At 70.6% G+C, this 16,003-nt stretch carries 18 protein-coding genes and 1 tRNA gene; 12 read left to right on the plus strand and 7 right to left on the minus strand.

The genetic code is table 11. From position 1 onward, the window contains the following. Positions 1-257 precede the first annotated feature (257 nt). The 3 genes from ACMGFG_RS05680 (at position 258) to ACMGFG_RS05690 (ending at position 5,015) form a co-directional block, all read left to right on the plus strand. Entirely contained in the window at positions 258-2,876 is a 2,619-nt protein-coding gene (locus ACMGFG_RS05680; RefSeq protein WP_436929383.1) for an ATP-dependent DNA helicase, read from the plus strand. A gap of 194 nt (positions 2,877-3,070) precedes the next feature. Continuing rightward, positions 3,071-3,226, plus strand: a complete 156-nt coding sequence (locus ACMGFG_RS05685; RefSeq protein WP_425484368.1) for a DUF7563 family protein — start codon at positions 3,071-3,073, stop codon at positions 3,224-3,226. A gap of 718 nt (positions 3,227-3,944) precedes the next feature. Next, positions 3,945-5,015, plus strand: a complete 1,071-nt coding sequence (locus ACMGFG_RS05690; RefSeq protein WP_436929384.1) for an ArsA family ATPase — start codon at positions 3,945-3,947, stop codon at positions 5,013-5,015. Positions 5,016-5,025: 10 nt separating this feature from the next. Here ACMGFG_RS05690 and ACMGFG_RS05695 read toward each other — a convergent pair whose 3' ends face one another. Both ACMGFG_RS05695 and ACMGFG_RS05700 read right to left on the minus strand, forming a co-directional pair. Then, positions 5,026-5,850 carry an SDR family oxidoreductase gene (locus tag ACMGFG_RS05695; RefSeq protein WP_436929385.1) on the minus strand — a complete coding sequence of 275 codons (825 nt, stop codon included), beginning with the start codon at positions 5,848-5,850 and terminating at the stop codon, positions 5,026-5,028. 563 nt (positions 5,851-6,413) lie between these two features. Continuing rightward, positions 6,414-7,061, minus strand: coding sequence for a RodZ family helix-turn-helix domain-containing protein (locus ACMGFG_RS05700; protein WP_436929386.1), 648 nt, complete (start codon positions 7,059-7,061; stop codon positions 6,414-6,416). Between the two features lie 113 nt (positions 7,062-7,174). Here ACMGFG_RS05700 and ACMGFG_RS05705 point away from each other — a divergent pair. Then, positions 7,175-7,247 (plus strand) — tRNA-Arg (locus ACMGFG_RS05705). 105 nt (positions 7,248-7,352) lie between these two features. Here ACMGFG_RS05705 and ACMGFG_RS05710 read toward each other — a convergent pair. Continuing rightward, complete coding sequence (locus ACMGFG_RS05710; RefSeq protein ID WP_436929387.1) at positions 7,353-8,072, minus strand: hypothetical protein; 720 nt, start codon at positions 8,070-8,072, stop codon at positions 7,353-7,355. Positions 8,073-8,244: 172 nt separating this feature from the next. Here ACMGFG_RS05710 and ACMGFG_RS05715 point away from each other — a divergent pair, with 172 nt between their 5' ends. From ACMGFG_RS05715 to ACMGFG_RS05750, 8 genes are all read left to right on the plus strand, one after another. Further along, complete coding sequence (locus ACMGFG_RS05715; protein WP_135366375.1) at positions 8,245-8,592, plus strand: cupin domain-containing protein; 348 nt, start codon at positions 8,245-8,247, stop codon at positions 8,590-8,592. Positions 8,593-8,658: 66 nt separating this feature from the next. Next, positions 8,659-9,033: a VOC family protein gene (locus ACMGFG_RS05720; protein ID WP_436929388.1), complete on the plus strand. Its 375-nt coding sequence runs from the start codon at positions 8,659-8,661 to the stop codon at positions 9,031-9,033. 46 nt (positions 9,034-9,079) lie between these two features. After that, positions 9,080-9,457, plus strand: coding sequence for a DUF6653 family protein (locus ACMGFG_RS05725; protein WP_436929389.1), 378 nt, complete (start codon positions 9,080-9,082; stop codon positions 9,455-9,457). Positions 9,458-9,623: 166 nt separating this feature from the next. Next, positions 9,624-10,151, plus strand: a complete 528-nt coding sequence (locus ACMGFG_RS05730; RefSeq protein ID WP_436929390.1) for a DUF6653 family protein — start codon at positions 9,624-9,626, stop codon at positions 10,149-10,151. Between the two features lie 32 nt (positions 10,152-10,183). Next, a complete protein-coding gene (locus ACMGFG_RS05735) occupies positions 10,184-10,804 on the plus strand; it encodes a DUF309 domain-containing protein (protein WP_436929391.1) in 621 nt (206 codons plus the stop codon). 86 nt (positions 10,805-10,890) lie between these two features. Beyond that, positions 10,891-11,610, plus strand: coding sequence for an HVO_2922 family protein (locus ACMGFG_RS05740; RefSeq protein ID WP_436929392.1), 720 nt, complete (start codon positions 10,891-10,893; stop codon positions 11,608-11,610). Positions 11,611-11,681: 71 nt separating this feature from the next. Continuing rightward, complete coding sequence (locus ACMGFG_RS05745) at positions 11,682-11,885, plus strand: YgaP-like transmembrane domain (protein WP_436929393.1); 204 nt, start codon at positions 11,682-11,684, stop codon at positions 11,883-11,885. Positions 11,886-11,926: 41 nt separating this feature from the next. Further along, a complete protein-coding gene (locus ACMGFG_RS05750) occupies positions 11,927-12,073 on the plus strand; it encodes a DUF7563 family protein (protein ID WP_167837492.1) in 147 nt (48 codons plus the stop codon). 120 nt (positions 12,074-12,193) lie between these two features. On the opposite strand, the gene ACMGFG_RS05755 is transcribed toward ACMGFG_RS05750, so the two are convergent. From ACMGFG_RS05755 to ACMGFG_RS05770, 4 genes are all read right to left on the minus strand, one after another. Continuing rightward, positions 12,194-13,123, minus strand: a complete 930-nt coding sequence (locus ACMGFG_RS05755) for a hypothetical protein (RefSeq protein WP_436929394.1) — start codon at positions 13,121-13,123, stop codon at positions 12,194-12,196. A 135-nt stretch (positions 13,124-13,258) separates the two neighbouring features. Next, positions 13,259-14,038, minus strand: a complete 780-nt coding sequence (gene azf / locus ACMGFG_RS05760; protein ID WP_436929395.1) for an NAD-dependent glucose-6-phosphate dehydrogenase Azf — start codon at positions 14,036-14,038, stop codon at positions 13,259-13,261. A gap of 126 nt (positions 14,039-14,164) precedes the next feature. Continuing rightward, positions 14,165-14,338: a hypothetical protein gene (locus ACMGFG_RS05765; RefSeq protein WP_436929396.1), complete on the minus strand. Its 174-nt coding sequence runs from the start codon at positions 14,336-14,338 to the stop codon at positions 14,165-14,167. Next, a complete protein-coding gene (locus tag ACMGFG_RS05770; RefSeq protein ID WP_436929397.1) occupies positions 14,338-15,996 on the minus strand; it encodes an Hsp70 family protein in 1,659 nt (552 codons plus the stop codon). Before ACMGFG_RS05770 ends, ACMGFG_RS05765 begins: the two co-directional genes overlap by 1 nt. Positions 15,997-16,003: the final 7 nt, after the last annotated feature.

The following is a 16,003-nucleotide window of genomic DNA, read 5'->3' on the forward strand; positions in this document are numbered from 1 at the left end:
GTCGTCGAGATTCCCTGACAACCAGTGTCATCGACCGTCAGTGACGGACGTGCAGTCTCCACCAACTTAAGTCTCCCGCGGCGGCCGGCGACCGACCGCCGGACGGCGGACGGAAACGCCCGGAAGGACGGTCGGGCCGACCCGCGACCGGTCGCGTCGTCCGTGCGTTCCCCACCGCCCGGTGTGGCGTCGTGCGTTCCTCGCCGCCCGGCGTGGCATCCGTGCGTTCATAGGCGAGGACGACACAGGGATCCACGATGGCCGACGACCGGGCCGCGAGCGACGGCGAGGGGGACGCCGGGACGAGTGTCGACGCCGTGAGCGGGTCCGCCGCCGGGAGCGGCGACGAGTCGGACGCCGGCGACCGCGCCCCGGACAGTGCCGGTCCCGAGGAGTGGTCGACGGGCGACCCCGCCGAGGCCTGGCGCGACGTGTTCGGCTTCGACGAGCCCTACGAGAGCCAGACGGACGCGATCGAGACGGCGATCGAGGTGGGCCAGCGGGGCGGCTACTTCGCGATGGAGGGGCCCTGCGGCACCGGCAAGACGATGGCCGCGCTGACCGCCGGCGCGACGCTGGTCCGGACGACCCGCAAGTACGACCGCGTGCTGGTCGTCACGCCGGTCAAACAGCAGCGCAACCAGTTCGTCGCGGACCTGCGGACGATGAACGCCCGCCTCGCCGCCGACCCCGACCGGCCCGAGCCACTCGACGGCGTCGCCCTCGTCGGGAAACGCGACCTCTGTCCCTACGGCCGGGAGGGCGCGTTCCCCGACGACGCCTCGACCCACGACCGCTGCGAGGACCTCCGCGAGAACACGGCCGACCTCGTGGAGGCCGACCGCCGGTCGGGCGACGAACCGGCCGCCGACGCCGCCTTGGCGTCCGACCCCGACGACGTGTGGTGGGACCCGAGCCTCGCGAGCGATCTGGTCCGCGAGGCCCGGATGGACGCCGACACCTACCGCACGTTCGACAGCGCACTCGAAACGGCGGGCGCCGAGTCGCCGTACCCGCGGAGCCAGCCCAGCGCCCCCGAGTCGATGACCGCCGGCGACGACGACCCCCTCTACTGCCCCTTCGAGGCCGACTGGTTCGCCCGTAACAAGGGCTCGCCCGTCGACTTCTCGGTGGGTGAACATCGGGTGGTGACCGCCGACGACTACCTGCCCGCCAGCGTCGAGCGGGGGACCTGCCCCCACCGGGCGATGGGCGTCATGCTCGAACACGCCGACGTGATAATCGGCAACTACAACCACGTCTTCGACCCCGGGTCGCGGCCGCTCGTCGCCGCGGCGCTCGATTCGTCGACCTTCCTCGTCGTCGACGAGGCCCACCGGCTGGAGGAGCGGGTGCGTGACCTGCTCTCCGACCGGGTGGGCCGGTCGACGATCAAGCGGGCGCGCAACGACTGCAACCACCTCCTCTCGCGGGCGCGGGAGAGCGAGAACCGCAAACAGCAGGTCCGGGACCGCCTCGCGACCCACGACGTACCCCTCTCGGCGCTCGACCGGGCGCGGGAGTTCTACGACGACCTCCTGGGGTGGCTCGACGAGCGGGTCGAGCGCTACCTCGACGAGGAGGTCGAGCGGGACTGGCGCGTCGGCGACCCGACCGAGAGCGTCCCCGAGCGGGACGTGGAGGTGCCGCTGCGGGACCCCGAGGAGCCCGAACCGGACGAGCTGACCCGGTGGGCCGAGCGGCAGGGTTACGACGGCGACCTCTGGCGGACGCTCGCGACCGTCGGCGCCGCCGTCGAGGACGCCATCGACGGCCTCGGGCTGGCGCGCCAGCCGGTCTGTGCCGCCGTCGGCGCCGTGATGGGTCACTGGTGGGAGCGGGGCCACGACCGGTACCTCCGGGAGATCGAACTGGAGTACGCCCCGAAGACCGGTCAGGCCGCCGACGCCGTCGACCGCGAGTACCAGCGCGTCTACACGCCCGGGCTCGTCCTGTTCGACTGCATGCCCGCCGAGTCGCTGCGGGAGATCTTCGACGCGCTCGGCGGCGGGGTGCTGATGAGCGCCACCCTCTCGCCGCTGGACGTGTTCACGGAGGTCTCGGGGCTGGAGTCCCTGCGCGAGGGCGACCCGGACCCCGGTCCGACGCCCGAGGAGGGCGACCACGGCCGACCCGTCGAGGCGAAGAGCTACCCGCTGCGGTTCCCCGAGGAGAACCGCGCGAGCTGGACGGTCGACGCGGAGCCGTTCACCGCCCGAAATCGGGGAAACCCGGCGGAGATGGAGCCGCTGGGCGACGGGTGGAACCGCACCCGCGACGAGTACGCTCACGTCCTCCGGTCGGTCGCCCGCTCGCCGGGGAACGTCCTCGTCGCGATGCCCAACTACCGGGAGGCCGAGTGGGCCGGCGCCTACCTCGACGGCGCCGTCGACAAACCCGTCCTCGTCGACGAGAGTTCGAGCAACGAGGCCACCGAACAGTTGAAGGCCGATTTCTTCCGCGGCGGCGGGAAGGTGCTGGTCACGAGCACCCGCGGGACGCTCACCGAGGGCGTCGACTACGACGGCGAGAAGCTGGCGGCGGCGCTCGTTATCGGCGTCCCGCTCGTCAACGTCGGGTCGCCGCGCGTGCGAGCGGTTCAGCGGGCCTACGCCGACGAGTTCGGCGAGGACAACGCCTTCGCCTACGCGCTGACGGTCCCGGCGGTCCGGCGGGCCCGCCAGGCCATCGGCCGCGTCATCCGCGGGACCGACGAGGTCGGCGTCCGCGTGTTCGCCGACCGCCGGTACACGGCGGGCGCCCCCCGCTCGGTCCACGAGTATCTCTCGCCCGCCGAGCGCGAGGAGTTCGTCCGCATGACCGCTGAGTTCCTCGACGGCCAGCTCGACCGGTTCTGGCAGGGCCGGTCGCAGTGACCCGCGGTCATCGCCACCCCCCGATCCCGTCGGTCCGCCGTCGGACGGTCGCCGCGTTGTATCATTCGGATTACCGGTAGCGCGGTGGTACCCGTCGGAAGCGGTGCTCTGCCGAGTCGGGAGGGGAGTTAATCGGTCTATACCGCCGTCGACGGCCGGAAAGCATATGGCGGATGATTACAGTTACTCAAGGGATGCCAGAGTGTCAGAACTGTGGGTCGTTCGTGACAGAGGCGTACGTACGCGTATTCACGCCCGACGGTCACACCGGCCCCCGCGTCTGTCCGTTCTGCGAAGACAAACTCCGCGACGGTGCCGAGGTGCGCGAGGCTCGGTCGTCGCGGTCATAGGCATCGCGCCTGTCCACCGCTCGTGCCGGCCGTCCGGGGGGACGGTCGACCGATCGCCGTTCGTGGGGTGTGGTCGTCGCCCGACAGCCGCCGCGCTCGTCCGAGTTCCGAGTGTTCGAGTTCTCGGTACCAATATCGGCCCTCCGTGCTCGACGGTGAGCGCTGAACGCCCTCGGCACGCTCGCTAGAGTCGCTACCGCACCTGACTGCAAGCGCTGAACGCCCTCGGCACGCTCGCGGTCGCTGTCACCGGAAATCGAAGGTTTCCGAGATAACGAGAGGGCGAAGCTCTCTCGAACCAAGCGACATATCCGCGCTCTCGGCACCGCCCGCGCGGATAGGGGTCGCTCAGGCGACTGTCGGCGCGAGCGCGCCTCGCCCGTTCAGTCCGCCGGGAGAGCACGCTCTCCCGAGCCCGCGCCCACACGTTCCGCGGACACCAGGGACCGCGACCGCAACAGCACCCGACCGCAACAGCACCCGACCGCAGCAGCACCGCAGAGGGCCTCACACCTCCCCAGCCTCTTGCGCTCCGCGCGCCTGCGGCGTGCGGTGCTCATCCCTCGCGCGGCTACGGTCGCGCGATGAAACGCGCTCCAGCGCGCGCCGACCGCACCGCGACCGCTCACCGAGCGACGACCGTCGCAACCGCAGGGGGGCGTCCGAGCGCGAGCGGCGGTCCGACGGATACATCCGCCCGCCGGCTTCAGGTGGAGGTATGAGCGAGATCGACGTGGAGGCGGTCGAGGACATCGACGACGAGGCGGTCCCGTCCGGAGTGGACGCGCCGGAGTACGTCCTCTACGGGGGCAAGGGCGGCGTCGGGAAGACGACGATGGCGGCCGCGACGGCGCTGGCCAGCGCCCGCGACGGCACCGCGACGCTCGTCGTCTCGACCGACCCGGCCCACTCGCTGTCGGACACACTCGAAACCGAGATCCCCGCCGAGCCGGCCCAGATCCGGGAGGACGTGCCCCTCTACGCGGCGGAGATCGACCCCGAGGCCGCGCTGGAGGACGGCCCCTTCGCCGAGGGCGGCGGCGGGATGGGCGGCGCGGGCGGCGCGCTCGGCGGGCTGGGCGAGATGCTCGGCGGCGCGGGCGAGGAGATGGTCGACCCGCTGGGCGGGTCGATGCCGGGCGCCGACGAGGCCGCCGCCATCAGGCTGCTCATCCGCTACATGGACGACCCGCGGTTCGACCGCGTCGTCGTCGACACCGCACCGACGGGCCACACCCTGCGGCTGCTGGAACTCCCCGACGTGATGGACTCGATGCTCGGGAAGGTGCTCGCCATGCGCGAGCGGATGGGCGGGATGATGGAGAACCTCGGCGGGATGTTCGGCGGCGACGACGAGGACGTGGACCCCGAGGAGGGGCTGGACGACCTGCGTGTCCTCTCCGACCGCATCGAGCAGTTGCGCGACGTGTTGCAGGACCCCAGCCAGACGGACTTCCGCGTCGTGATGGTGCCCGAGGAGCTGTCGGTCCTCGAATCCGAGCGGCTGCTCGGCCGGCTCGACGAGTTCGACGTACCCGTCGGGACGGTCGTCGTCAACCGGGTGATGCAGGACCTGACGGACGTGGCCGACGTGGACGCCGACTGGTTCGTCTCGCCGGACCTCGACGACTGCGAGTTCTGCCAGCGCCGCTGGGACGTGCAACGCGACGCGCTCGCCCGCTCACAGGAAGTCTTCCGGGGCCACGACGTGCGCCGCGTCCCGCTGTTCGCCGAGGAGGTCCAGGGCGAGCGGACGCTCCGGGTCGTCGCCGCGTGCCTGGAGGAGTAGTCGGTCGCCGTCAGGACAGCACCCACCGAACCAGCCGGTAGCCGGCGTCGCGCCACCGGTCGGGGAGGTGTCGCGTCGCGATCGTCGCGGTCGCGAGCGTCCCGACGGGGTAGCGGGCGTCGGGGTCGGAGGCGCAGGCCGCGTCGGCGATCACCGCCGCCACCTCCGACGGGTGGACGCCGAAGTCGCCGCCGCTGGCGAGGACGTCCGTGTCCTCGAAGAGGGCGTACAGGTCGCCGTAGCCCGCCGAGCGGTCGAGGCGGTCGACCTCGTCGTCGGCGCGGTCGCCGAACTCCGTGGTGACGGGGCCGGGTTCGACCAGCACCACGTCGACCCCCTTGTCGTCGACCTCCTGGCGGAGCGCGTCGCTCATCGCCTCCAGGGCGAACTTCGACCCGCTGTAGGCGCCCGCGCCGGCGGTTGCGATCCGCCCCTGGACGCTGGAGACGTTGACGACCGTCCCCGTCCCGCGCTCGCGCATGTTCGGGAGCACGGCCCGCGTGAGTCGCTGGGGCCCGTAGACGTTCACGTCGAACTGGTCGTGCAGGGCGTCGACCGGCACGTCCTCCACCGGGCCGTACTGGGCGTAGCCCGCGTTGTTGACCAGGCAGTCGATGCGCCCCGTCTCCTCGAGGACCCGGTCGACGACCCGCTCGACGTCGGCGTCGCTCGTCACGTCGAGTTCGGCCGTCTCGCAGCCGGCCTCCCCGAGGTCGGCCACGTCGTCGGTGTCCCGGGCCGTCGCGTACACCGTCCACTCCCGCCGCAGGAAGTCGACGGCGGTCGCCCGTCCGATCCCCGACGAGCAACCGGTTATCAGCGCCGTCTTCGTCATGTGCCCGACGACGAACGCCCACCAGTTAAGTCTCGGCGCTCCGACGCGACGGGAACCGGTGCGGACGACACGGCGAGTGCAGTACGGACGACACGACCAGTGCGGTGCGGTCGGCGCGCGCTGGAGCGCGTTTCATCGCGCGACCGTAGCCGCGCGAGGGATGAGCACCGCACGCCGCAGGCGCGCGGAGCGCAAGAGGCTGGGGGGTGTGAGGCCCTCTGCGGTGCTGTTGCGGTCGGGTGCTGCTGCGGTCGGGTGCTGTTGCGGTCGGGTGCTGCTGCGGTCGGGTGCTGTTGCGGTCGGGTGCTGCTGCGGTCGGGTGCTGTTGCGGTCGGGTGCTGTTGCGGTCGCGGTCCCTGGTGTCCGCGGAACGTGTGGGCGCGGGCTCGGGAGAGCGTGCTCTCCCGGCGGATTGAACGGGCGAGGCGCGCTCGCGCTCGTGTAGTCGCCCGAGCGCGCCGAGGGTTTTCAGCGTTCCTCGTCGAGTGCGTTCGAGTCGACTGCTAGCGAGCACTGGGAGAGCCTGCAACACGTGCCGACGGCCACAGCCACACTCCGAGACCCTATCGCGTCGTCGAGGTGACGCGCGTGTCCTCGCCGTCGTGGACGTGGACCACGACAACTTTCCGAGGGAGCGCGCTGTCGAACGCGACCGTCGCCTCGTAGTCGGTCTCGGTGATGCACTGGGCGCACATCGTGTCCGTGCCCGCGTCGGACTCCGAAGCGACGACGACGGTGGCGGTGTCGCCGTCGAGACGCACGTCCGACAGGACGGCCGTATAACACGCGTCCGACCCCCAGATCGTCCCGGTCACCGTGACCGTCCCGTCGAAGTCGACCGAGGCATCGTCGGTCTGAGTGCCACAGCCGCTGTCGGTGACGGCGAGCGACGAGTCCGCCACGCCGCCGGGCGTCGCAGACGGCTCGCTGTCGGGCGTCCCGCTCGCCGTCTCGGCCGGCGAATCGCTCGGGGTGGCACTCGGGTCGTCGGCGCCGCCGGGGTCCGGTTCGGTCACGGTGTCGCCGGTCCGGTCGCTCGGCGTCGCCGTCGGCCGGTCGGTGTCCGTGGAACCGTCGGAGGGCGTGTCGGTCGGAGTATCGGCCGGTTCGTCGGTGTCGGTCGGCTGGCCCCCCGGCCCGTCGGACAGACAGCCGGTCAGGGCGAGCGTGCCCGCGGCGCCGAGGCCGCGGAGGAGGGCGCGTCGCTTCACGACCGGAGAGAGGCCCGTCCTGATAAAGGGCCTTGTCGACGGTCAAGCGACCCTTTGACACTGCCCGGACGGATCGTAACCCCTTTACAATCAACCGCGGTAGATAGGGGTGAGTCCGGGTAGGGTAGTGGACTATCCTCTTGGCTTGCGGAGCCAGGGACCGGAGTTCAAATCTCCGCTCGGACGTTTCCTTTCGGTCGTAACTCGCCCAGCGTCGCGTCCGTCCCGACGGAACGTTTCGGTCGCGACGGATCCTTTCGACGAGTCTCGACCGGGGAGAGCCGCGCCCTCTCAGACGAACTCGTCGACGAGGAAGCCGCCGACGGCGCCCAATCCGGCGTTGACCGCTAGCGTGACCAGTTCGCCGACCGTGACGAACGCGACGAGGGCGACGCCGCCGCCGAGCTGGCCGATCGCGTCGGCTCCCGCGAGGAACCCGCCCGAAACGGCCACGAGCAGCGGGAGCGACAGCGCCCACCCGAGGAACGCGGCCACGGCGCCGATACGCACGCCGCTGCCGGCCTCGTCGTGTAGGTACGCCGCGGCGCCGCCGCCCGCGACCGCCGCGCCGGGGACGAACGAGACCAGCGCCGTCACGGCGGCGCCGTAGACGGCACAGGCCCGGAAGGTCGCGGTCGTGCCGCCCCTGCGGGCGACCCGGCGGCGGGTGCGCCGGCGCGCGACGACGAACGCCGCGGCGGCGACGACCAGCGCGAGGCCGGTCACGGCGATGCCGGCGGCGAGCCAGTCGACGAACGGCACGCCGGCGGTGATCGCTTCCGCGGGCGTGATGCCGTTCACCTCCACCCCCTCGCTGGTGATGGCGTCGGCGATCATCGCTCGGTCGACGCGGACGTACATGCCGACGCCGAGGGCCGCCATGGCGAGCCCGATCACGCCGGCGACGAGGCCGAGCAGCCAGTCGGCGACCGCCGGCACGGGGTCGCGCCCCTCGGTCGGTCCGTCGTTCGAGCGTCTGTCCGTGTCGTGGACGGTATCTACGTCCGTCATACCTACCGATAGAGGCCCAAAGGGGGTATACCCCGCAGCCGCGCTTCACGGTCGGCAGTGGGGCGAATCGTTTAAGTGGTTCGAGCGGACCTCCGGTCCTCCGGCGGGGACCGACGCGGTCGGGCAGGCTGGTCGCCCCCAGAGATATGTCCCGAGCGTCCGACGGCCCGGTATGGAGCGAGTCAGCTTCGACGACGCCGAGACGTACGAGCCCGAGGAGGGGTGGCGCCGCGTCGCGCTGGCGGGCGACGACGACGTGAGCCTGGAGTGGTTCGAGAAGCCGCCCGGTCACAGCTCGCCGACCCACGACCACGAGAACGGGCAGGTCTGTCTCGTCCTCGACGGCGAACTCACCGTCCACACCGACGAGGCCAGCGAGCGCCTCGAACGGTACGATTCGGTGTGGCTTGACCCCTGGGAGTCCCACCGCGTGGCGAACGAGGGCGAGGAGACCGCCGTCGGCCTCGATATCTTCGTCCCCGGTCGGTCGTTCGACTTCTGGACCGACCGCGAGGAGTAGAAGTCGTCGCGCACGCCCCGGCCTGTCGCGGAGCGCTTAACTCGCGGCCCCCCGACGGATCGATCGATGACACTCCGACACACCGCCGTGCGCGTCGAGGACGTCGAGGCGAACGTCGACTTCTACGCGGACCTGCTGGGCTACGAGGTGCTGCGTGAGTTCGAGACCGACGACGGCACCCGGAACGTCTTCGTGGGCGACCCCGCCGACGCGGACACCGACGACCCCGCGGCCATCCAGTTCGTCGAGGCCGACGGGCCCGTCGAGACGGGCGACTTCGAGCACGTCGCGCTCACCGTCGACGACGTGGGCGCCGCGGTCGAATCCCTGGACGACGAGCGAGTCGACGACGGACCGATCACGATGGAGGAGTTCGACTCCCGCGTCGCGTTCGTCACCGGCCCGGAGGGCTGGGGGATCGAACTCGTCGAGGACCTGTAGCCGGCGCGGCCCCGCCCCTTTTCGGGCCCGCCCGCGAACTCTCGGTATGGACGAGTCGATTCGCGGGCGGGCCGAGCGGGCGTTCTGGGAGCGCCACGCCAATCCGGCGAGCGGGTGGTCGCGGACGCTGACGCTGCCGGCGCTGCTGTACGCGGTGTATCACCGCCGGTGGCGGCTGCTCGCCGTGACGGTCGCGTTCGCGCTCGTCAACCCGGTTCTCTTCCCGAGACCCGACGACGCCGACGCCTGGATGACGACGGTCGTCCTCGCGGAGCGGCGCTGGCGGGCGAGCGGCGACGACCTGGGCGCGCTCCAGTTGCTCAACGTCGGGAACGGACTGGCGACACTGTACGCCGTCTACGCCGCCTATCGCCGCGACGTGGGCGGTGCTACCGTCGCGGGGGCGCTGGCGATGACGCTGTAGTTCGCGTTCGTCGACGCGCTGGTCCGGCGCTACGAGGGCGAACTGGACACACTCGCCGCCGAGCGCGGCGACTCGGCCGACCCCGAGGGCGGCGACCGCGACTGACCGCCGCGCCGTCGACACGCCGGACCCCACGCTTATTGCGGTCTGCTACCAAGTCACCCGCGTGTCGACCACAGTGCCATCGGAACGGCTCGCAGAGTTCCTCTGGGAACGGCACGCCAACCCCTGGAGCGGGTGGACGCGCGTGTTCGCGTTCCCGGTGCTGGTGTACGCCATCCTGACGCGGCGCAGGCGCCTGCTGGTCGCTGCGGTCGCGGCCATCGCCGTCAACCCGGTCGTGCTCCCCCAGCCCGACGACGCCCAGGCCTGGACCAGCGACGTGATCCAGGCCGAGCGCTACTGGGTCGACCACGGCAAACACGGCGCCGTCCTCCGGTCGCTCGACGCCGCCACCCTGCCCGTGACCGTCGGCGCCCTGTACGCCGCCTACCGCCGCAAGCCGCGGTCGACCGCCGTCCTGACCGCCCTCTCGATGGCGCTGAAGTTCGCCTTCGTCAACGCCCTCGTCCGCCACTACGAGGCCGAAACCGGGGAGAATAGCCGGCGGGCCGCGATGGAGGGCGTCGACGCCAACGCCGACGGCGCGGACCGCGACGCGGCGGAGGACGCCCCCGACGACGCCGGCCCGTAGGTGTTTTCGCCCCGGCGACCCGATCGATTTCCATGGACGCGCAGCTGCGGGCGGGCGTCGCCGTCTACAACGCCGGCCACTACCACGCCGCTCACGACGCCTGGGAACAGCGGTGGCTCGCCCTCGACGAGGGCGACGACGAGCGGTTCCTCCACGGGCTCATCCAGTTCACCGCCGCCGTCTATCACGCCCGCGAGCGCAACTGGTCGGGGGCCGTCGGCCTCGCCGGGAGCGGCGGCGACTATCTCGCTGACCTCCCCGCGGACTACCGCGGCGTGAACGTCGACCGCGTCCGCGAGTACCTCGCCGCGCTCGCTCGGGACCCCGAACGCATCGAGCGGGCGCCCGCGCCTGCGCTCACCTACGAGAGCGAGGCGCTCGGGCTCGCCGACCTGGGCTTCGACGGGGCGGCCGTCGCGGCCGAGGTGCTCGCCGAGGACCTGGGCTACGACGAGGACGCCGTCGAACGAGCGGTCGAGTACGCCCGCGCGGACCTCGAAGCGGGCGAGGAGGGCAGCCGGTTCGTCACCTTCCTGCTGGACTTCGTCCGCGACCCCGACAGCCGGGCGATCGTCGCCCAGCGGCTCTCCGAGCACGTCGACCGTCGGGAGGGCCGCGAATCGGACGTGGACGGACTGTTCGACGAGCGGTGAGCGGCTGACCCCACCCTACCCCGAGCGACGCCGCCCGCGACCGACCGCGGTCAACTGTTTTCCGCGCGGCTACCCTACCCCGACCCATGTCTGACGACCGCGCGACCGCCGAGGAGTCCGTAGACGAACCGGACGACCCCGAGGAGGCGTTCGAGAGCGAGCGGACAGCAACGCGGGCCGAGGCGGCCGCAGTGCTCCGCGGCCTCGCGGACGGGGTCGACGCCGGCGCGGTGGCGCTCGGCGAGGGCGAGGACGCGCTCGCCGTGGCGGTCCCCGACAGCTTCGAGTTCGAGGTCGAGTACGAGCGCGAGGACGACGAGGTCGAGATCGAGGTCGAACTGGAGTGGGCGCCCGACGACGAGCCCGCGACATCCGAGGCCGTCGCGGGCGGCGACGCCGGCGACACCGACGAGTCGGAGTCCGACCCGGAGGACGGGACGGACGACGACCTGCCGGCAGTGGAGACGGCGACGGTCGCCGCGGCGGAGGTCGAAACCGGAGACGGAGACGAGGTCGATACCGGGGATGAAGACGAGGCGGACACCGGGGACGAGGACGAGGTGGACGAGCCCACGCCTGGCCGCGAGGCGGTCGAGTCGCCCGTCGCGGCCGCGGCGCCGGTGGTGAGCCAGGCGCGGTTCGAGCTGTTCCGCGACCGGGCCGACGAGTGGCGCTGGCGGCTCGTCCACCGCAACGGCAACGTCATCGCCTCCAGCGGCGAAGGCTATACCCGCAAGCACAACGCCGAGAAGGGCATGCGCAGCGTGATGCGCAACGCCCCCGACGCCGATGTCGTCGAGGACTGAGCGGCGCCGCTCTCCGGTCGGGACGAACTCCCGCCGGTGGCTTTGAGACGGTGGCGGTCTAACGGCCGCATATGGAATCCAACGTCGGCGGACGCGACCGCCTCGCCCGCGGGATCGTCGCGGTACTGCTGACCGTCGTCGCGGTGAAGGCGCTCGCGAGCGGCAGGCGCTCGCGTGGCCTCCTGCTGGGCGTCGCCGCGCTCGGGCTGGGGTTCAACGCGGTGACCTGTTTCTGCGGACTGAACCGGGCGCTGGGGATCGACACGACGGAGTGAGCGAAAACAAGCGTTATCAGTCTGTTCGCACTCGTACCGGTGTGCCCACTTGCCGGAACTGCGACGCCGTCGTGACGAAATCGTACGTTCGCGTGTTCGCACCGAACGGGATGGACCAGCCCCGCGTCTGCCCCAACTGCGAGGACAAGACCCGCGACAAGGGCGACGTGCGAACCAAACGGAACTGACCGCCGCTCCGCGGTCGCCGACCGCGGACCCGCGTCGGGAACTCTCCGGTCCGAGTAGTCGGCGGTCTCCCCCTTCGGACGGTCGTCCGTTGCGAACCGGTGAGACGCAGCGCCGGACCGTCAGGACCGCCGCGTGGCCGCGACTGCCGCGAGTGCGAGCGCGGTGACGGCCAGCCCGAGGCCGAAGCCGGCGCCGGACCCGCTGGCCGTCGTATCTATCAGGTCGCTTTTCTCCTGTACGTCGGGGTCGTTCGGCGCGTAGTCCTCCGAGTCGATCACGCCGTCGCCGTCGCTGTCCTGGATGTCGTCGCCGTCACCGGCCGTCGAAGCCTCGGTCGCCTCGCTCGACGAGCCGCCCGGTTCCGACGCCGACTCCGTCGCAGTCGCCGAGCGCGTCTGGACCGGGGTCGGCGTCGCAGTTGCCGTGGGCGTCGCCGTGGCCGTCGGCGTGGGCGTAGCGGTCGGCGTTGGCGTCGGGGTCGGCGTGGGCGTAGCGGTCGGCGTTGGCGTCGGGGTCGGCGTGGGCGTCGAACCGTCCGACGCGGGATACCACTGGTGCTCGTTGTTCTGGCTGATCGTGAAACTCCAGTCGTACTCACCGTAGAACCGGCCGTTCTCGAACATCTCGAGACAGACCGGCCCGTCCGATTCCGCGTAGAACTTGAACGACGCGTTCTCCGACGAGTCGGAGACGGTGAGGTAGTTCAGCCTGTCGTTGTACTCCTCGACGTTCTGCAGTTCGGTCACGGAGGTGTCCAGCGAGAGGTCGAACGTGAGCCGCCGTTCCTCGTCCCCGATGTTCTCGTGGAAGATAGTCACGGCGAAGTAATCGCCGCTGTCCGCCCGAAGCGGCAACGCGTCGGTGTCGTCGGGGGAGTTGATCGCGTCGCCGACCCCCGTGGCGTTCGCGTCGTACCGGTCTTCCAGTTCCTCGATGTTGTACGGCGTGTAGTCGCAGGTGTCCGGAATCTCGTCTTCGTCCGCCTGCACCGCGCCCGGTGCGCAGGCGACTAGCAGTACCAACACGACGACAAGCCCGAGTCGTTTCATCCGCTTCGACCATTCAAATCAGGGATCTAAAGCGTTCCGAAAGGGTCAGTTCTCTCTCGTACTCGCGGCGAAGCCGTGCGTTCGTCCGGTTCGAAGGGACGGAAGCGAACAAGCGTCGTCGAGGGCCGGAAGTCGCTACACTTCGCGCTCGTAGTCGGCGACGTGGTCGTCGCCGTCCCACTCGGCGGAGTTGTCCTGGGGGTCGTAGCCCAGCGCCTCCTTCGCGCGCTCCAGGGAGTAGTACTTGCGGTCGTTGTCGGAGATGCCGTAGACGATCTCGAAGTCGTAGTCGGCCTCCAGGGCGCAGCGGTGGATGCGGGCGCAGTCGGGGTAGGAGAGCCACATGGCCTGGCCGCGCTCGTAGTCGATCGGCGGGTGGCCCCGCGTCAGGTTGCCGATGCGGACGTTGCAGACCGAGATGCCGTGTTCGTCGTGATAGTAGCGGCCGAGGATCTCGCCGGCGGCCTTGGAGACGCCGTAGTGGTTGCCGGGGCGGGGGAACTCGGTGCCGTCGAGGCGGAACTCGTCGTCGCTGCGGTACATGTCGGGGGTGCGCTCGTCGGTCTCGTAGGCGCCGACGGCGTGGTTCGAGGAGGCGAAGACGAACTTTGCGACGCCCTCGGCGACCGCGGCCTCGTACATCTTCTCGGTGCCGTCGATGTTGTTCGCCAGCACCGAGTCCCACGGCGCGCTCGGCCGCGGGTCGCCGGCGAGGTGGATGACGGCCCCGACGCCGTCCATCGCCTCCGCGACGGTCTCCTCGTCGGTCACGTCGCCGACGAGGTACTCGTGGTCGGGCTCCTCGTCCGGCGGGCTGTGGAGGAGCAGCTTCCACTCGTACTCGTCGGCGAGCCCCTCCAGCACCGCCCGCCCGACGCGACCCCCTGCGCCTGTGAGTAAGACCGGCTCGTCCATTCAGATGTACCCTTGCGACCGGCCAGTAAGTAACGTACGGTTCCGTCTCTTTGCCGCTGGGTCTGCCCTGTCACCCACGGCGACCTGCGGAGGACCCGAACGGCAGAACAGGGGTGAACGGGCTCGCTAGCTCCTGTACGACACGCTCACCGTTCCGCTGTCGATCGCCATCGAGCACAGCGGCGACACTGGGTCCCCGGGCGAGGCAGCCGCGAACAGCCCGTCCGTCGCGCCGGCGTCCCGCGTCTGGGCGGGGACCGCGATGCGCTCGATAGCGTCCGCACCGTCCGCCGTCCTCATCAGCGGTCCCGCTCAGTTAGCCACGCCTCCAGTTCCTTCCGTTCCCCGTCCGAGAGCCCGATATCACCCTCGACAGTGACCTCGGTCGCTGTCTCGAGTGCGGTCTCTTCGGCGTCGACGGAGAGCAGTCCGCGCTCGTCGAGATGGAAGGATAGTTCTATGTCCGGGTCGCCGCTCGGCGCCGAAGGGAGACCCGTCACTCGGAACGAGCCGATCAGCTCGTTTTCGGTGACGGCGTCGCGGTTGCCCTGGTACACGTCGAAACGCATGGCCGCGGCGTCGTCGGAGCTGGTCGTGCCCACCACTGTCTCCGAAGCCGGGAACGTCACATCCTGTTCGAGAACCGGCTGGAACGCCTCCTCGCCGGATCTAACGCCGATCGCGGTCCCGTGGGACGGCAGCGCCACGACGTTGTCACACCGGCCACCGTAGACGCCGGCCTGAACTGCAATCCCGCGCGCGACGGCCGTCTCGGGGTCGATCCCGTCAGCCGATTCACTGCCCACGAACTCGGTGACGGTCGACCGGACCTGCGGGAGCCGTGCCGTCTGTCCGGTGAGCACGGCTTCGTCGACCGCCCGGGGCGTGACACCGGCATCACTACACACCTGCCGCAGCTGGTCGGTGAGCCGACCGGTGAGAGACGTGGTCACGCGTTCGAATTTCGCCCGCGTGAGTGTGAGCTGGCGGTTCGACCCGTCGGCCGGAACCGTCACCTCCGTCTGTTCGTGCATAGCGAGGTCACGCTTGGCGCGCTCCGCCCGTTCCCGTAGCCGAGACCGCGCCGATTCGGGGACTGTCTCGATACCGGTTCGGTCGATGGCCCAGTCCACGACCGCTTCGTCCCAGTCGTCCCCGCCGAAATGTAGCTCGCCGGTCGTGGCGAGGACTTCGTACGCACCGCCGTCGATATCGACGAGCGACGTACTGACCGTCCGGGCACCGACATCCATCGCCAGAACGGTTCCGTTCGCTTCGGTCCCGTGTCCGTACGCCATCACGGCCGCTGTCGTCTCGTCGAGAGGGTACATCCGGGAGAACCCCACGAGTTCCGCGACGTCGGCCAGCAGCTTCCGGCGCCGGACGCTCAGTCGGGTCGGTACCGCCACGACGAGGTGGGACATCTCGGTACCGAGTCGCTGTTCGGCGGTCGTCTTGACCCGTCGCAAGACCGTGGCTACCGGGCGTAGCGCCTCCGGCGTTTCGTCCGCCAGATCGGCTTCGACGAGCAGTCGCTTCGCCGAGCGAGCGCGTCGGTCCGACGGAACGGGGTCGGTGTCGGGCTGTCCCGGCTCCAGTTGCCCGTCGTCGGACCGCGCGACGACGGAACTCACGCCGCCGTTCCGGCTACCGGCGGCCACGAGCTCCGGTCGACCGTCGCCGTACACCGCCATTCCGCATCGGCGCGTGCCGAAATCGAGACCGAGAAACTTCCGGTCAGACATACTATCAGTATACGAAACGACAGTAAAAATCACACGGTGTGGCCAGTGTTGACCCGCCCAGCCGGAGTTCCGTCCGGCTCGCCACTCGACGTAGTCCCTATCCGTGAGCTCGCTACCAGGATGTCGAACGGCGCGCGTCGAACATCCGCATCCGCGCACCCCGTTTTTCGAGTCCGGAGAGTCAGTCCGTACGCGACGGGTCGTCGCCAGCACCCGACAC

It is taken from the genome of Halosimplex halobium (assembly GCF_051414055.1).
Taxonomy (GTDB): domain Archaea; phylum Halobacteriota; class Halobacteria; order Halobacteriales; family Haloarculaceae; genus Halosimplex; species Halosimplex halobium.